Origin of the sequence: Spirillospora sp. NPDC047418 (assembly GCF_040643275.1) — a bacterium.
In the GTDB taxonomy this organism is placed as follows: domain Bacteria; phylum Actinomycetota; class Actinomycetes; order Streptosporangiales; family Streptosporangiaceae; genus Spirillospora.
Window position 1 is genome coordinate 45,929 of the sequence record NZ_JBEYTW010000051.1, and the last position, 15,725, is coordinate 61,653.

Genomic DNA, 15,725 nt, shown 5'->3' on the forward strand with positions numbered 1-15,725 from the left:
GGGACGGCCGCCGCCGCCCGCTCAAGGATCGCCAAGTCTGCCGACGTGGGCTGAGGACAGGGCACCGGCGACGAGCAGGTCGCCGTGGTGCCAGAGCGAGGCAGCAGAATCCGGTCCACGATCGACCGTGATCGCGTTGTCTCCGTCGGTGTCCAGCGTCTGGAAGTACGCGGCGTAGTCGGCCGCGTTGAACCCGACTGCGGCCAGCAGCGCCACGAATTCCGGCTGGCTGATCTTGCCGTCGTCGTCGACGTCGCCGAGGGCGGCGACGGATTCGGCCAGCGGCTTGATGTACCGGCCGTAGGAGTCGGCCCCGAAGAAGCGCTGGGCGTACTCCTCGAACGTCACCCTGGCGTCGCGGTCGGCGTCGGCCTCGGCCGCCAGACCGGCGCAGTGCCGCCGGTGGCCGTCCAGCACCGCCAACGCCTTGCCGGGGTCTCACCTGTAGTCGCTGACAAGACGCGCGAGATCGGCCGCCTTGACGTCGTCGCGCGCGGCGTCGAGTACGACACCGAACCTCGACTCGCACCAGGACGCGGACGGAACGCGCGGTCACCCGGTGGTGTAATGCCGCCGGGAACGCCCGGTCCGGCGCGGTGAACCGCATGGCCGGACTGACAGGTCCTCGTCGGGTGCTTATGATGTCCGGGATGAAGAACAACTCCTCGTACAGAACGGGGGAATCGTTCGCGCAAGGTGAGTGCTGATGGCACATCACTTCGCGAACATTCCGGCCCATCTGCTGATGTGGCAGCGCGTGCGCGAGTACGCCGTGCCACCGTCCATGATCGAGACTGCGACCGCGCGGCGTGCGGTCGGTGACTGGGCGGGGGCCTGCGCTTCCGCTCGGATCGACATCGGTTTCGATCTGCGAGCCGTGCGCGACCGCTACGGCACCGAATTCGTCACCCGCCTCAGAGCGGATCTGCGTCGGCTGGCACCGGATCTGCTTCGCTGGCACATGCCCCGAATCGCTCCCCACGGGCGGCTCCGGCCCGGGCTGACCATCTCCCTCAGCCGCTATGGCGGTTCTGGCACCACGCCGTTGCAGTTGGTGGTGCGGACACCGCCGGCTTGGGCGGACGCCGCCCAACGGATGTCCCTGGCCCTCTGGGACGAGCACGGTGACGGCGCACCGAGGCACCATCCGCACCCACATCCCGCCCGGCGTTTCCGGCTCGACCTGCACCGGCATCTGTGGGACTCCAGTCGGTGCGGCGAACTGACGTCGCGCTGCGGTGCGGACGCCGCGCCGGTCCCGGCACCCCCCGACCCGCCCCGACCGCTCGTCCGGGTGAAAGGGCCGGTCGGGCCCAATCGCTCCGACGTCGGGGATTACCCGTGGGCGTCGGCACGGTGGGCCGCCGAGGCAGAGCTGTTGCTGAGGGCGGAGGGCGACTCCAGCGGGGTTTTCACCGTGCGGCTCGGCGCAGGTGACCGCAGGGCGTTCGAACTCGTCGCCCCCGATGACCACCATGTCCCGACGTTCCGGTCGTTTCGAGGGGCGCTGCCGCCTCAGGCGTACGCAGCGCTGCCGGTGCTGCCGGAGGCGGCGGCCCGGATCCTTCCGGATCTGGCGTTGCTGCGGGCCGGGCTCGTCACTGCCGATCGGCTGCATCCGCTTGTGGCCAGAGCGTTGTCGGCGTCCGGAGCAGGACCCGCGCCCTGCCCTGAGCATCAGCCCGGCGACCCGCACAGAGTGGAGTGCCGGGGCGAGGTCCACCGGATCGCGCTGCGGGACGGGGTACTGACGGCGGTCGACCACGACCCGGCACAACTGCGCCGGGAACAGTTGCTGGTGGCACTCGGTGGCCCCGGGCTGCCGTGCCTTCGCGCGATCGACGCGGTACACCGCGCCCCGCAGGCACTGCCCGCCGTCCGGGAGCGGCTCGGCCACGGCGATGTCTCCGGGGCGCTGGCCGTGGTCGAGGGCCTGCTCGGTCCTGCCGCGGTCCTGCGCGACGGGCCGCTGCGAGAGACGCTGGAGTCGTCCGCGGCCCGCCATCTCGACCACGGGCTCTTCCGCTCCGGGCTGCGCCCCGCACACCATCCCGCAACGCGTCCCGCACGGCGCGATCGGGCGCGACTCCGTACCAGTCCAGCGCGGGCGAGCTGACCGCTCGCACCCGAACCCGCGCACGCACACGCGCCGCAAGTTCCGCACGGCCTGGCCTCACCGTCCTCCGGCCATGCCGTCCATTTCGACTACCCCCAGGTGATGCCCGTGATCTCCAATGCCCTTCCGCCCGCCTCGGTCCTGACGACCGGGATGTCCGCCGACGCATCCGTAACCGACCCGCAACTCGTCCTCGCTGACGACCTCCTCTCCCTGCTGCGAACCACCACGACCGAGACACGCCCCTCCGAGCAGCTCGAAGCGCTCACCCTGGCTGTGGCGGCCGACCTGCCCGTGCTGCTGTGGGGCGAACCGGGCATCGGCAAGACCGCGGCTCTGACGCAGCTCGCCGCCTCGCTCGACCTGCCGCTGACGACCGTGATCGCCAGCGTCCACGAGCCGACGGACTTCTCCGGGTTGCCCATCGTCGGCGATGACGCGGCAATGCAAGGAGTGCCCATGGCGCCGCCGCAGTGGGCGGTGGACCTCGTACGCGCCGGGCGGGGACTGCTCTTCCTGGACGAACTCTCCACCGCCACCCCGGCCGTCCAGGCCGCGCTGCTCAGGGTCGTGCTGGAGCGCAGAGTCGGTGCGTTGCAGCTGCCGCCGGCGATACGGATCGTGGCCGCCGCCAATCCGCGCGCATCGGCGGCGGACGGATGGGAGCTGAGCCCGCCGCTGGCCAATCGATTCGTCCACCTGAACTGGGTCCACGACCAGGACACGGTGGTGCGCGGGTTGGGCGGGGTCTGGCCCCGGGCACGACTGCCCCGGCTCGTACCGGAGGAGCTGCCGGAAGCGGTGGCCTACGCCCGGCGGGCGGTCTGCGGATTCCTGCGGGCACGGCCGACGCTGATCCACCGGCTGCCGAGCACTGAGACACGACGCGGCGGCGCCTGGCCGTCACCCCGGAGCTGGGAAGCCGCGCTGACACTGCTGGCCTTCGGTACGGCGGCGTCCGTGTCACGGGAGGTGCTGGCGTTGCTGGTGCGGGGCGCGGTGGGGGACGGGCCAGGGCTCGAACTTCTCGCCCATCTGGACCGGATGGACCTGCCGGACCCCGAGTCGCTGCTGGCCGATCCCGCATCCGCCGAGCTGCCGATGCGGGGAGATCTGCGTCAGGCGACCTTGGAGGCGGTAGTGGCCGCCGTGGACGCACGGCCGCAGCGGGAGCGCTGGGAAGCGGCCTGGGCGGTACTGGTCCGGGCGCTGGAGACCGGGGCCGCGGACCTGCTGGTCGCCCCGGCGGTGGTCTTGGCCTCGCTGCGACGTGACGATTGGGAAGTGCCGGAGTCGGTGGAACGGCTGGCCGGAGTGATCGACCTCGCCCGGCGGGCCGATCAGTCGGTACTGCGGGCCACGGGGTCGGCCGATGCCGCGCGGACGGCGGGGGTGGGCCGATGACGACGACCTCGAAGTCTCCGATGCCCCGGCCCTCGCCGCCGCGCCGTGTGCGGGCCGCCGTTCCGGCACGCCGCCCGACCGGCTCCGGCGAGCCGGACGGACCGCCCGGCCTCCCGCTGGACCTGGAGAAGTTGCTGGCTGCTCGACTGCACGCGGTGAAGGTCCGTCCCTACCTGGCGAGCGCGCTCTTCGCGCTGCACGTCGTGGAGGACCGTTCGGTGCCGACGATGGCGGTGGACGCGCACTGGCGCTGCTACGTCTCCCCCGGCTTCGTCGCGCGCATCCCGGTGGAGGAGCTGGCGGGCGTCTGGGTGCACGAGGTCTCCCATCTGCTGCGTGACCATCACGGGCGTGGGGAGCGGTACGCGAAGGAGCACGGGGAGACCGGGCCGGGCGAGCGGCTGCGGCGGAACATCGCCGCCGACTTCGAGATCAACGACGACATCTACGGTGACGGTCTTCCGCGGCCCGCCGGGGCGGTCCTGCCGTCGATGCTGAGGCTGCCCAACGGGATGCTCATGGAGGAGTACCTGCGGACGGCTTCTCTGTCCGGGCTCACGCCGGACCTGGCCTGGCTGGACTGCGGCAGCGGGGCCGACGGGCAGGGCCGTCCATGGGAGTTGGGGCCCGATGGGGCACACGGTCTGAGCAGACAGCAGCGGGACGCGGTGCGCTTCCGGGTCGCCGAGGGGATCAAGGGCCGGCCGGGCGACGCACCGGAAGGCTGGCGCCGCTGGGCGGACGAGGCGTTCCACCCGCCTCAGCCGTGGCGGCAGTTGCTGGGGGCGGCGGTCCGCTCGGCGGCGGGAGCCCCCGGGGCGGGAGAAGATCACAGCTATCGGCGTCCGTCCCGGCGCGCGGCCGCCGTCCCCGGCGTGCTCCTGCCGAGCCTGCGCCGTAAGCCGCCCCAGGTCTGCGTGGTGATCGACACATCCGGATCGGTCAGCGACGCCGAACTGGGCAGCGCGCTGCTGGAGGTGGCGGCGATCTCGCGGGCGGTGGGCGGGCGGCGCGACCTGGTGTCGGTGATCTCCTGCGACGCGGCGGCCGGGGTCGCCGTTCCACTGTGCCGAGCCGAGAACCTCGAGCTGATCGGTGGCGGAGGAACGGATCTGCGCTCGGGTTTCGCCCGGGCGCTCCGCTCTCGGCCCCGCCCGGACGTGATCGTCGCCCTGACGGACGGCCAGACCCCGTGGCCCGCCGAGCAGCCCCCTTGCCGCACCGTGGTGGGTCTCTTTCCTCGTCCAGCGCGCGCAGTGGACGAGGACGACCCCCACTATGCCCCGGACCACCCGCCGCGCTGGGCCCGCGTGGTCACGATCAACTGAGAGAGGGCGATGATGCAGCCGGCCCCGGTCGGGGTGATAGCATGATGCTCGTTGGTGTTCGATCGACGTGAGAGGGAGGTGAGGTTTGATGACCGCGGTGAAGACCGTTGCCCTGCGCAACGCCCGGACCAACCTCACGTCCCGGGCCCCGGTCTGACCCACTTCTTCTCCTAGCCTTGAGCCGCTCGGCTCGCCGGGCAGGATGATTCCGCGTCTCGTCGGGGCCCCTTCATCGCAAGGGTCTCACGTTGCCACATACGTTCACCGATCCATCCGACCTGTCCAGGTACGGGTGGACCGGGGCTCTCGACCAAGCCTTCATCGAACACTACGAAGCGGGCCTCGTACCGGCCCGGATCTCCCGCGTCGACCGCGGCAGGTGCACGGCGATCACCGCGTCGGGCCCGGTGCGGGCCACGTTCGCCGCGCCGCATCCGCCCGACCCGCTGCTGACGCCCTGCACCGGCGACTGGGCCGCGCTGCGTCCGGGCGCCGAGCCGCACCTGGCGGCGCTGCTGCCGCGGCACAGCGCGATCGTGCGCTCGTCGGCGTCCAAGTCCTCCCACGGGCAGGTGCTCGCCGCCAACGTCGACACGGTCGTCATCGCGCTGTCCCTGGCCGCGCCGCTGGACGCGGCCAAACTGGAGCGGCTGCTCGCCCTGGCCTGGGAGAGCGGGGCGCAACCGGTGATCGTCTTGACCAAGGCGGACCTGGCCGCCGATCCCGAGGCCGTCCACACCGAGGCCGCCGCGCTGGCCCCCGGCGTGGACATCCTGGTCACCAGCGTCGCCACAGGTCGCAACATCGACGTGCTGGCCGCGCTGCTGCACGGCACCACCGTGCTGCTCGGCCCCTCGGGTGCGGGCAAGTCCACCATCGCCAACGCGCTGCTCGGCGAGGAGCTGCTGGCCACCGGCACGGTACGCGCACAGGACGGCAAGGGCCGCCACACCACCGTCCGCCGCGAGTTGGTCCCGCTGCCCGGCGGCGGGGTCCTCATCGACACGCCCGGCCTGCGCGGGATCAGCCTGCACGACGCCGCCGACGGCCTGGAGCAGGTCTTCGCCGAGATCGAAGACCTCGCCGCGGAGTGCCGCTTCAACGATTGCGCCCACGACGCCGAGCCGGGATGCGCGGTCCGGGCCGCCATCGAGGCGGGTGAACTGCCCGAACGTCGCCTGCACAGCTATCAGAAGCTGCAGCGGGAGAACGCCTGGGCGGCCTCACGTACCGATGCCCGGCTCCGCAATGAGCGCGCCAACCAGAAGAAGGCCATCACCAGTCACCTGCGCGCCACCTACCGGTTCCGGGACCAGCAGTCGTGACCGGCAGCGTCCCGCGGTCCTCGCCGACCGCTCATCCTCCATCGGGTTCGAGACCGCGCTGCGCTCCTGGCGGCGGCTGCTCGCCCCGAGCGGCCGACCCGGCCGTCCCCGGGATGCACGAGGCGGCCGCGACCACCCTGCAGGAGATCACCCTGCGCCACGAGCACGGCACGGACTACCGGTACACCGGCTACGTCCTGCACCCGCACAATGACGAGGAGACGAACCCGACCGTGAGCATCACCTGGACCACCCGCCCCGAGCGTTCCGACGACGTCGCCGCCATCCGCGACATCACCCTGGCGGCCTTCCCCGGCCCGCACGAGGCCGACCTCATCGAGGCGCTGCGGGCCGACCCGCAGGCGTGGCTGCCCGGCCTGTCCTGGCTGGCCGAGGCCCCCGGCGGCGAACTCACCGGATACTCGCTGCTCACCCGCTGCCATGTCGGCGACTCGCCCGCCCTCGCCTTGGGCCCGTGCGCGGTCAGGCCCGAGAACCAGCGGGGGGGCGCGGGTTCCGCCGCCATCCGCGCCGGCCTGCAGGCCGCCCGCGAGCAGGGGGAGAACCTGGTGGTCGTGCTCGGCCACGCCGAGTACTACCCGCGCTTCGGTTTCACCCCGGCCTCCGGATTCGGTATCCGCCCGTCCTTCGAGGTCGAGGACAAGTACATGATGGCGCTCGCCCTCAACCCTGAAGAACCGGTCCCGAGCGGCATCATCCGCTATGCGGCGGCGTTCGGCGTCTGATCTCCCGCTCTTGATCGCGGCGAACGGCCCGAACGGCCCTTAGCGCGCTCGGGCCGCCGCCGCACTGCCGATCGACCCGTCAGGGGCGTCACCGAAACCGTCGGTGACGCCCCTGAACGACAGCCATCCGGACCGTCCTCTCCGGACTTGGCCGAGGTTCTCGCCGTGCACCCCAACGCGGGCCCGAGCCCGCGTTGGGGTGCACGCCCTTACGCTGCCTCGGCTTCCGGTCTCATTGGTCGATCATGCCGATGCCGTGGTCGCCGTATCGGGCTCCTTGGGCTCCGGTGGCGGGGACGGCGGTGTCGATGGCATGGAGGTCGGCCGCGGACAGGTGCAGGTCGAGGGCGGCCAGGTTGTCGCGCAGGTGGGGGCGGCGCGAGCTGCCGGGGATGGGGATGACGTCGCTGCCGCGAGTGAGGAGCCAGGCGAGGGCGACTTGGGCGGGGGTGGCGTTCCTGGTGGCGGCGAGGTGGGTGATGGCCTCGACGATGGCCAGGTTGGCCTTGAGGTCGTCGCCGTTGTAGCGGGGGGCGGTGGCGCGGAAGTCGCCGCGGTCGTAACGCGTGGTGGCGCGGACGGCTCCGGTGAGCAGGCCGCGGCCGAGAGGGCTGTAGGCGACCAGTGCGGTGCCGAGGTCCCGGAGCGTGGGCAGGATGTCGTGCTCGACATGGCGTTCCCACAGTGAGTACTCGGTCTGGACGACGCTGATCGGGTGGACGGCATGGGCGCGGCGGAGGGTGCCGGCCGCGACCTCGGACAGGCCGACGTAGCCCACCTTGCCCTGGGCGACGAGCTCGGCCAGCGCGCCGACCGATTCCTCGACAGGAACGGCGGGGTCGACGCGGGCGAGGTAGTACACGTCGATGCGGTCGGTGCGGAGCCGGCGCAGGGACGCTTCGCAGGCGCGGCGCAGATCGTCGGGCGAGCCGGCGGGGACCAGCCCCTGGGCGGTGCGCCGGACACCCGTCTTGGTGGCCAGCACGAGGCGGTCGCGGTGCGGGGCGAGCACCCGGCCGAGCAGTTCCTCGTTCGCGCCGTCGCCATAGAAGTCGCCGGTATCGAAGAGGGTGACGCCGGAATCGAGGGCTTCCAGCAGGGTGGCCGCGGCCTCGTGCGGATCGGCGGGGCCGTAGGCGCCGGTCATGCTCATGCAGCCCAGACCGAGCCGGGAGACTTCGGGGCCGCCGGGCCTGAGAGTGGTGGTGTGCATCATTCCTCCGTCACGTTTCCAGGGCTGAGCGGAGGAACTCGAGAATCTCCGCTCGGGCGACCCGGGCCTGCGGTTCCACCCCTGGCAGGGTGAGGAACGCGTGCCGCGCTCCCGGGTACTCGGTGAGTCGCACGGACGTCCCGGCCGCCCGCAGCCGCTCGGCGTAGCGGCGGCCGTGATCGGCGACCGCGTCCTGGGTCGGCACCACGAGCAGCGCGGGGGCGAGCCCGCTCAGATCGTCCGCGTACAGCGGCGAGAAGGCGCGGGCGTCGGTTCCCGGCGGGACGGCGAGCCGCCGCAGGAGCCGAAGTCGCGGCGGGGCGAGGGTCGGGCTGTCCGCGAACTCGGTCATGGAGGGGTAGTCGTACATCGTCCCGGTCACGTCGACTACGGGGTTGACCAGCACCTGCGCCTTGAGCCGCAGGCCGGACTCCCGGGCCCGGAGGGCCGCCAGGGCACTGATCAGCGCGCCGAAGCTCTCGCCGAAGACGGCCGTGCGCGTCGGGTCGATCCCCCACTGCGAGGCGTGCCGCATCACGTGCCGGAGTGCGTCCCAGGCGTCGTCGGCGGCGTTCGCGAGCGGGCCGTCCGGGGCGACGAGCCGGTGCTCGACCGAGACGACGAGCGCGGGCAGCCGGGCGGCGAGGCGGCTGCTGGTCCAGTCGCACTGCGCCGCCGTGCCCACGAAGCCGCCGCCGTGGACGTGGACCACCAGTGGTAGATCGGTCCGGACGGCGGCCTCGCCGTCGCCCGCCGGCACCGGCCGGTACACCCGGACCGGAAGGTCGCGGCCCGGCAGCGCGATGTCCCGCCACTCGATCGCAGCCCCGGGGTCCGGCTCCCCGAGGATCGCCCGCGCCGCGCCGGACGCCCGCCAGCCGTTCTCCGCCTCGCGGTAGGCGATCAGTTCCTCGGCCGTTATCGCCGAGAAGTCCGGCTCCGGCGGCCGCTTCACAGCAGTGGCCTCGCTCATGTCTCCATCTCTCCTTCTCCCAGCCTGGCCTCTCAGTGAGCAGGCGCCTTCATTATGCACGCAGTGCGTGCAACAGCAAGTGCATAGGCTAGGCTGGACGCCGTCGAGAGGGGTGAGATGACACGCCGAAGGCGTTGGTCGACAGAGCAGATCCTGGACACGGCGGCGGAGCTGCTGCGCACCGGCGACGCCGAGTCGTTCAGCGTGCGCAAGCTCGCCGCGGCGCTCGGGACCGACTCCTCCAGCCTCTACCGGCACTTCCGCAACAAGACCGAGCTGCTGCGCGCGGTCGCCGACCGGATCCTGGTGGCCGCGATGGACGGCTACCGTCCCGAGGGCGACTGGAAGCACCGCATCACCGCCACAGCGCTGCGCCTGCGGGAGACCTTCGGCCGGCATCCCCAACTCGCCGCGATCTGGGGACGCTACGGGTCGGGCGGCACCGGTTCCCGGCTCGTCATGGAGGAGGTGCTACAGGCTTTGTGGGCCTCGGGTCTGCCCGATGAGGAGATTCCGCCCCGCTACCACCGGATCGTGATCCTCCTGGCCGCGCTGATCGCCTCCGAGGCCGGCTTCGACACCCTCACCCCCGGCGAGTACGAACAGGGCATGGAGCAGTTCCGTGTCGCGGTCCTCGGCGCCGACCCCGACCGCTTCCCCGCCCTGGCGCACTTCGCCCGCGAGATCCGCCCCCTCGGGGACGGCCGCCGCGTCGCCTTCGATGAGATCCTCGCCGCCCACCTCGCCCAGATCGAGGCCGCAATTCCCTGACGCGCCCTCGCGCCCTCGCGCCCGCGCGGCCTCCCGGCGCGATAGCCGTGGTCTGGGCGAGACCGCCTCACGCAGCCATCGCGGGCTGAATGGCTACTCCGGCCGCTATGTCAGGAGCGCCTCACGTGGTTGGCGGCACGGCGCCGTACACCCACCGGAAGGTTTTAAAGAAGTCCATCCAGCCGTAGCGGCGGGGAAATGCGGCCGCCTCGGGAATCTTTTCTCCGGCCTTAGCCACCGGCGGGCTTTGCAGACGTGCCGGGAGGTCCTTGTCCCGGGAGTTCGGGTCGCTGACGACCACACCCTGGTCGTCGACCGCCAGAAGGGCGTAATTGTGCTGCTTGCCCTCGGCGCTGGTGGTCAGCGCAAAGCCCTTCTTGGCCATTTCCAGGACCTTGGCCTTGTAGCCGTCAAAGTCGAAGGTATGGCCCTGGGTGTCGAACTCGGTTTTGCTCAGCCAGTTGACATGCCGGATATCGGTGAGGCCGAGCGTCGCGAAGACCGACATCTCCTCCGCACCGTCCAGCTTCTGATAGCCGCCCCAGTGCTCGGCGAGCACCTTTTCGATGATGGCGGGCCAGAGGGCCGCAGGGTGGCGTCCGGGCTCGCGCTCCGCCTCGTCGCCCGGCGCGGGAGCGGCTCCCTTGAGCAGATACAGCGGCCGATTGTCCAGCACGCTCCAGGGGATGTAGCCGCTGACGGTCACGGGCACGAGCGCGCCGGGTTGCGGCGTCGACTTCGGTCCGCCACCGGGTTTGATCATCACCGTGTGCCGGCCGTCCGCGCTGGTGATCAGTTTGCGCAGCCAGCGGCGGCCCTCATCACTGGCCGCGATCGCCTGCATCGCGGAGGCGACCCGACAGTTGCCCACCGCGCCCTGGCTGACGTCGAGCGGGTGCGGGTCGGCCGGGAACACCTGCCAGCCGGGATCGCGGTAGCCGTTGTTCTTGACGTGGGCGTCGGCCAGATCGGGTTCGGCCACCGACTGGTCCATGAGCTTCAGGAGCTCGCTCTGGCCGACCTCCAACGTCAGGACCATCCAGTATGCCCCGCTGCTCACCACCTGGATGTAGGAATTTCCGGCGGAGCCGTCGATCTGCACCTTGCCCTCTTCGACGTCTCTGAGAACGACGAACTGGCCGACATTCGTCGTCTTCTCTCGCAACCGGACCCATTTCGGGAGACGAGGCTTGTTCACGGCGGAGCCATAAACCGGCTTGGTCGGCTCGGCGGCCGCCTCCTCCCTCAGATGCGTGCCGGTGATCTGTGGAACTTGTGCAGCGGTGACCCGGTAGAAGTTTTTCACCGGGACAGTCGAAAACGTCTGCTCCACGAGATCTCCCCCACTGTTTCTGTCACCCGACCCGCCCATCTCTCCTAAAGTCGCACTCCTGACAACCTCGGTACATAGCTTGAGCTGTCCAAATCCGGCCACATTAAGGCGATCTTCGATACGGCGGATCACGTATCGAAGATCTTTGAAATACGCGACCGCGGATCCGGCTCGGGCGGGACTAATAGCGTTGCGCGTACCAGGTCGGTTGCTCGCCGAACATGCCCTTGAAGTCGCGGATGAAGTGGCCCTGGTCGGCGTAGCCGAGGCCTGCCGCCAGCGCGGCCCAGTCGATCGTCCCGCCGGCGGCCATGCGTGCGGTCACCTCGTGCAGGCGGTAGCGGCGGATCACCCACTTGGGCCCGATGCCGACGTACTCCGCGAACAGCCGTTGCAGCCCCCGCATGCTCAGCCCCAGCTCGCCGGCGAGGCGCTCGACCCTGGTCACGGCCTTGTCCTCGGCGATCAGCTCGACCGCGGCCACCGCCTGGCGCACCCGGGGGTCGTCGTCCGGCAGGTGTTCCAGCAGGAACGCGTCCACGGTCGGCACGTCGAGCGTCGTGGGCAGATCGGGGCCGAACACCTCGGTCGCGGGGACGGCGCGGTCGGTGATCGTCGAGACGGAGTCACCGAGGAACGGGCGGAAGCAGCCCGGCCGGAACGCGACGCCGAAGACATGATCGCGGCCCTCGAGGACCTTGATCTGGTGGCCGCTGCACACGCCGTTGACGTCCGCGCGGCCGCCGCCGAACGACAGGTGCACGTTCGGGTACGGCACGATCTTCTGCCGGTAGGGCTCGGCGTAGTCCCAGCGGGCCTCCCAGTACCGCTCCACCCATGGCGCGAGCGCCGGCGACGGGCTGTGGAACGTGTGGCGCTGATACCTGGTCCACGCACCTCGCAGCTCACGAACGTCCCGCTCCACGCGGCAGAGTGTATGTCGCCTTTGTCCAATACCCCGCCGGCTCAGGCCGCCTAGCCTCGCTGCCATGTCACATCTGTCCAACGCCGCCGAGGCCATGGCCGCAGTCGTCCGCACCATCGGCGACGACCAACTCGCCGACAAGACTCCATGCACGGAGTACGACGTGCGGGCACTGATCAACCACCTCCTGTTCTGGGGCCCGTCGCTCGCCGGCGGCGGCCGCAAGGAGTCCGTTCCGCAGCCGGCGGGCACCGAGTCCGAGGTGGACCTGACGGCCGGCGACTGGCGCGGCCGCCTGCTCGCCCTGCTGGACGACATCACGTCGTCGTGGGCGCCGCCGAGCGCCTGGGAGGGCGAGACGAGCATGGGCACGCCGCATCCGCTGCCCGCGTCCGTCCTGGGCGACATGATCGTCGGTGAGCTGGCCCTGCACGGCTGGGACCTGGCGGTCGCGACCGGGCAGCGGCTGGAACTGCCCGCCGACCTGCTGACGCATCTGCACGACACGGTGTTCGCGAGCGTGGAGCAGGGGCGGGAGATGGGCATGTACGGGCCGGAAGTCGCGGTGCCGGGCGACGCTCCCACCTTGGATCGCGTCCTCGGCCTGACCGGCCGTGATCCCGCCTGGGCGTAGTCACCGACTGGTGATGCCGGAGTCCAGGTCGAGGCAGTACGTAGGCGCAGGCTACGTCGCAGGGATCTGGATGCCCTGGAAGAGATCCGTCAGGTGGAGTACCGCTAACGAGAGTCAGGCTTGATGCGTGCCGTTGCCTGTCGCCGGTGCGTCGTGGGCGGGGCGGCCGGGGGCGTCCCGTGAGTCAGGTCTTGGCGCGCTGCTGCTTGAGGCGGAGTTCCTCCTTGCGGACTTCTGCCTGGACGGCTTGCTCGCGTTCCAGCCAGTCGGGCCTTTCTGCCTTCAGGTTCTCGATCTCGGCTGTGGTGAGGGGGTCCGTGATGCCGGCGCGGGCCAGACCTGAGATGGAGACGCGGAGCTTGGCGGCGACGACCTGGCGGGGGTGGGGGCCCTCACGGCGCAGGTTCGCCAGCCAGGAGGGCGGGGCGGCTTGGAGCGCGTTCAGTTCGTCCCGGGAGACGGGGCCTTCCTGGAACTCGGCGGGTGCCGCCGACAGCAGGATCCCCAGCTTCTTGGCCGCGGTCGCGGACTTCATGGTCTGCGGGGTCTTTGCTTTGGACGTGGCCATGGCCTCAAGGGTAGCCAGCGGGAGGGGACTGTCCGGACGTGACTAGGGTGGCGGAGTGACAGATGGTGAGTTCCGGCTGGCCTACGTCCCGGGGGTGACGCCCGCGAAGTGGGCCGGGGTGTGGGCCGAGCGGGTCCGGGATGTGCCGCTTCGCCTGCTGCAGACGCCGGCGGCCGAGGTCGTCCCCCTGCTGCGGAACGGTGGCGTGGACGCGGCGTTCGTACGCCTGCCCGTCGACCGCGAGGCCCTGCATGTGATCCCGCTGTACCTGGAGACGACCGTGGTCGTGGTGCCCAAGGACCACGCGGTGGCCGCAGCGGAGGAGGTGGAGCTCGCCGATCTCGCCGACGAGGACGTGTTCGAGCCGCTCGACGAGGTCCTGACCTGGGACGAGCGTCCCGGGCAACCTGCCTTCACCCGTCCTGAGAGCACCGCCGGCGCGATCGGGCTGGTGGCGTCCGGAGCCGGCGTCCTGCTGCTCCCGCAGTCTCTGGCCCGCCTCCACCACCGCAAAGACCTCACCTACCGCACCGTGACCGACGCCCCTCAGTCCCAGATCGGCCTGGCCTGGCTCGATGCCGAGACGACCGACCTCATGGAGGAACTGATCGGCATCGTCCGCGGCCGCACCCCCAACAGCTCCCGTGGCCGCAATCCCCGGCAGCAGCCCGCCCGTAAGAAGCCGCCGCAACAGCGCCCCGCGCCCAAGCCGCGCCGCCAGAAGCGCCGCCGGAGGTAACGAGAGCCGCGCTCACCGCCGTCCGTCCCGGTCACTGATATGGCGGACAGAGCGTCCAGGGCCTGGCGCATCCCGGAACGTACCTGCCGGGGCTGTGTCGCCGTGTGCATTTCCGCGGCGCATTTTGTCACTACCGGTCATGGTTCGGTGCTGCGCGTGGACTTACGGTCTCGGTTGTCGGGATTTGAAACGGCCGCTCTCCGCGTCCGACCACTCCACCCCCGGGAGTCCCCATGCGCCGCAGGCCCACTGCCCTCGCGCTCGCCGCCGTCCTCGGTCTCGGTCTTACCGCCGGCCCCGCGCTCGCCGCACCCGTCCCGCCCGGCCCGGCCGTCTCGCGGTCCACCGCGTCCGCGCTCGAAGCGGCCCGCCTGCCGAACTTCGACCGGCTCACCGCGTCGGCGCACCCGGTCGAGTTGACCAGTGACCCCCGCGACCTCGGGAAGGTCACCTACACCTACGACGGCCAGACCCGCACCGTGCGGGACTACCTGAACCGCGCCGCGCAGGGCTTCGTAGTGCTGGACGGCAGCAAGATCGTGAACGAGTGGTACGCCCCCGGGTACTCCAAGGACTCGCTGTTCCAGTCCTGGTCGATGGCCAAGTCCTTCACCGCCGACGCCATCGGCGTCGCCCTCTCCGAAGGCGAGATCCACTCGATCGACGACACCGCCGGCAGCTACGTCCCGGAACTGGCGAAGACCGCCTACGGGCCGGTGACGATCCGGAACCTGCTTCGCATGGCGTCGGGCATCGGGTGGAACGAGACCGTCGACGACGTGCCGCTGCATGTCGGCGTCAGCCTCGGCCTCTACAGCACCCTCCAGTTCGCCGCCACCCGCACCAAGGCCGTCGAGCAGGGCACGCAGTTCAACTACACGAGCCTCAACACCGCCGTCCTCGCGCTCATCCTGCAGAGGGCCACCGGGAAGCCGTTCTACCAGTACGTGCAGGACAAGATCTGGGGCCCCGGCGGGATGGCCGCCACCGCCTACGTCGGCAATGACTCCCACGGCAACGGCCTGGGCTACTGCTGCGTCTACGCCACCGACCGCGACTTCGCCCGCATGGGCAAGCTCATGCTGGACGGCGGACGCGGCGTCATCCCGGCGTCCTGGGTGTCGCAGGTCGTGAGGCCGTCCGGCCTCACCTCGTCGTACGGCCTGGGCTGGTGGCTCGACGGAACCGACGGCTACCGGGCCGCCGGCCTCGGCGGCCAGTCCATCTACGTCTCGACCGAACACCACGTCGTGATCGTCAAGAGCACGCTCTTCGACGCCGATGAGGGCGAGATGCTCCCGGCCTTCCACGCCATCGCCGCCGAGGTCGCCCGCACCCGCTGACCCCGGGGAGGGGCGCCGGGCGCTGCCGACCGGGGGGTTGTCCACCGATCGGTGGACGGGAGGTTCAGTCGATCGGGCCTGCCGCGTGCCGCGTCCTGGTCACGAGGATGATCGGCATGACGAACTCCCTGTATGAAGCACCTGCCGGTGAGGGCGGTGCGGACGGTGCGGACGGTCGTGACGACGTCGTCCGGTTGACGGCGGTGCGCAAGGTCTACGGCGGTGCGAGGAGTGCGGTGGTCGCGCTCGACGGGGTGAGCGTCGGGCTGCGGCGGGGCACCTTCACCGCGATCATGGGGCCGTCGGG

The 15,725-nt window shown here is 71.0% G+C and carries 15 protein-coding genes and 1 pseudogene; 10 read left to right on the forward strand and 6 right to left on the reverse strand.

Annotated elements, in window-relative coordinates; genetic code table 11:
- Positions 1–21: 21 nt before the first annotated feature.
- Entirely contained in the window at positions 22–417 is a 396-nt protein-coding gene (locus tag ABZ806_RS27745; RefSeq protein ID WP_500220334.1) for an EF-hand domain-containing protein, read from the reverse strand.
- 289 nt (positions 418–706) lie between these two features.
- Here ABZ806_RS27745 and ABZ806_RS27750 point away from each other — a divergent pair, with 289 nt between their 5' ends.
- The 5 genes from ABZ806_RS27750 (at position 707) to ABZ806_RS27770 (ending at position 6,919) form a co-directional block, all read left to right on the forward strand.
- Positions 707–2,116, forward strand: a complete 1,410-nt coding sequence (locus ABZ806_RS27750; RefSeq protein ID WP_500220335.1) for a hypothetical protein — start codon at positions 707–709, stop codon at positions 2,114–2,116.
- Between the two features lie 102 nt (positions 2,117–2,218).
- Complete coding sequence (locus tag ABZ806_RS27755; protein ID WP_500220336.1) at positions 2,219–3,520, forward strand: AAA family ATPase; 1,302 nt, start codon at positions 2,219–2,221, stop codon at positions 3,518–3,520.
- Positions 3,517–4,848, forward strand: a complete 1,332-nt coding sequence (locus tag ABZ806_RS27760; protein ID WP_500220337.1) for a vWA domain-containing protein — start codon at positions 3,517–3,519, stop codon at positions 4,846–4,848. The genes ABZ806_RS27755 and ABZ806_RS27760 overlap by 4 nt, the downstream gene beginning before the upstream one ends.
- Positions 4,849–5,096: 248 nt before the next feature.
- A complete protein-coding gene (rsgA, locus tag ABZ806_RS27765) occupies positions 5,097–6,173 on the forward strand; it encodes a ribosome small subunit-dependent GTPase A (RefSeq protein WP_500220338.1) in 1,077 nt (358 codons plus the stop codon).
- A gap of 113 nt (positions 6,174–6,286) precedes the next feature.
- The gene (locus ABZ806_RS27770; protein ID WP_500220339.1) at positions 6,287–6,919 is read left to right on the forward strand and encodes a GNAT family N-acetyltransferase; all 633 of its coding nucleotides are present in this window, start codon (positions 6,287–6,289) and stop codon (positions 6,917–6,919) included.
- A gap of 232 nt (positions 6,920–7,151) precedes the next feature.
- Here the strand turns inward: ABZ806_RS27770 and ABZ806_RS27775 are convergent, their stop codons facing one another.
- Positions 7,152–8,132, reverse strand: a complete 981-nt coding sequence (locus tag ABZ806_RS27775; protein WP_500220340.1) for an aldo/keto reductase — start codon at positions 8,130–8,132, stop codon at positions 7,152–7,154.
- A 10-nt stretch (positions 8,133–8,142) separates the two neighbouring features.
- Positions 8,143–9,105 (reverse strand): alpha/beta hydrolase, encoded by a 963-nt coding sequence (locus ABZ806_RS27780; RefSeq protein WP_500220341.1) that lies wholly within the window; start codon positions 9,103–9,105, stop codon positions 8,143–8,145.
- A 117-nt stretch (positions 9,106–9,222) separates the two neighbouring features.
- Between ABZ806_RS27780 and ABZ806_RS27785 the strand changes: the two genes are divergently transcribed.
- A complete protein-coding gene (locus ABZ806_RS27785) occupies positions 9,223–9,876 on the forward strand; it encodes a TetR/AcrR family transcriptional regulator (protein WP_500220342.1) in 654 nt (217 codons plus the stop codon).
- A gap of 121 nt (positions 9,877–9,997) precedes the next feature.
- Here ABZ806_RS27785 and ABZ806_RS27790 read toward each other — a convergent pair whose 3' ends face one another.
- Both ABZ806_RS27790 and ABZ806_RS27795 read right to left on the reverse strand, forming a co-directional pair.
- The gene (locus ABZ806_RS27790; protein ID WP_500220343.1) at positions 9,998–11,209 is read right to left on the reverse strand and encodes a calpain family cysteine peptidase; all 1,212 of its coding nucleotides are present in this window, start codon (positions 11,207–11,209) and stop codon (positions 9,998–10,000) included.
- A gap of 181 nt (positions 11,210–11,390) precedes the next feature.
- Positions 11,391–12,134: a DUF6597 domain-containing transcriptional factor gene (locus ABZ806_RS27795; protein ID WP_500220344.1), complete on the reverse strand. Its 744-nt coding sequence runs from the start codon at positions 12,132–12,134 to the stop codon at positions 11,391–11,393.
- A 64-nt stretch (positions 12,135–12,198) separates the two neighbouring features.
- Between ABZ806_RS27795 and ABZ806_RS27800 the strand changes: the two genes are divergently transcribed.
- Complete coding sequence (locus ABZ806_RS27800; RefSeq protein ID WP_500220345.1) at positions 12,199–12,768, forward strand: TIGR03086 family metal-binding protein; 570 nt, start codon at positions 12,199–12,201, stop codon at positions 12,766–12,768.
- Between the two features lie 184 nt (positions 12,769–12,952).
- Here ABZ806_RS27800 and ABZ806_RS27805 read toward each other — a convergent pair whose 3' ends face one another.
- A complete protein-coding gene (locus ABZ806_RS27805) occupies positions 12,953–13,336 on the reverse strand; it encodes a DUF5997 family protein (RefSeq protein WP_500220346.1) in 384 nt (127 codons plus the stop codon).
- Between the two features lie 55 nt (positions 13,337–13,391).
- Between ABZ806_RS27805 and ABZ806_RS27810 the strand changes: the two genes are divergently transcribed.
- The 3 genes and pseudogenes from ABZ806_RS27810 to ABZ806_RS27820 all read left to right on the forward strand — a co-directional run.
- The gene (locus tag ABZ806_RS27810) at positions 13,392–14,075 is read left to right on the forward strand and encodes a LysR family substrate-binding domain-containing protein (RefSeq protein ID WP_500220347.1); all 684 of its coding nucleotides are present in this window, start codon (positions 13,392–13,394) and stop codon (positions 14,073–14,075) included.
- A gap of 233 nt (positions 14,076–14,308) precedes the next feature.
- The gene (locus ABZ806_RS27815) at positions 14,309–15,418 is read left to right on the forward strand and encodes a serine hydrolase domain-containing protein (RefSeq protein ID WP_500220348.1); all 1,110 of its coding nucleotides are present in this window, start codon (positions 14,309–14,311) and stop codon (positions 15,416–15,418) included.
- 116 nt (positions 15,419–15,534) lie between these two features.
- Positions 15,535–15,725: pseudogene (locus ABZ806_RS27820) on the forward strand (ABC transporter ATP-binding protein); the annotation flags it as partial.

What these genes read in the sequence shown, in the direction of transcription:
- ABZ806_RS27750 (WP_500220335.1), top strand. Translation starts at nt 707, where the DNA reads ATGGCACATCACTTCGCGAACATTCCGGCCCATCTGCTGATGTGGCAG.
- ABZ806_RS27780 (WP_500220341.1), bottom strand. Translation starts at nt 9,105, where the DNA reads ATGAGCGAGGCCACTGCTGTGAAGCGGCCGCCGGAGCCGGACTTCTCG.
- ABZ806_RS27760 (WP_500220337.1), top strand. Translation starts at nt 3,517, where the DNA reads ATGACGACGACCTCGAAGTCTCCGATGCCCCGGCCCTCGCCGCCGCGC.
- ABZ806_RS27770 (WP_500220339.1), top strand. Translation starts at nt 6,287, where the DNA reads ATGCACGAGGCGGCCGCGACCACCCTGCAGGAGATCACCCTGCGCCAC.
- ABZ806_RS27815 (WP_500220348.1), top strand. Translation starts at nt 14,309, where the DNA reads ATGCGCCGCAGGCCCACTGCCCTCGCGCTCGCCGCCGTCCTCGGTCTC.
- ABZ806_RS27800 (WP_500220345.1), top strand. Translation starts at nt 12,199, where the DNA reads ATGTCACATCTGTCCAACGCCGCCGAGGCCATGGCCGCAGTCGTCCGC.
- ABZ806_RS27805 (WP_500220346.1), bottom strand. Translation starts at nt 13,336, where the DNA reads ATGGCCACGTCCAAAGCAAAGACCCCGCAGACCATGAAGTCCGCGACC.
- ABZ806_RS27755 (WP_500220336.1), top strand. Translation starts at nt 2,219, where the DNA reads ATGCCCGTGATCTCCAATGCCCTTCCGCCCGCCTCGGTCCTGACGACC.
- ABZ806_RS27775 (WP_500220340.1), bottom strand. Translation starts at nt 8,132, where the DNA reads ATGCACACCACCACTCTCAGGCCCGGCGGCCCCGAAGTCTCCCGGCTC.
- ABZ806_RS27785 (WP_500220342.1), top strand. Translation starts at nt 9,223, where the DNA reads ATGACACGCCGAAGGCGTTGGTCGACAGAGCAGATCCTGGACACGGCG.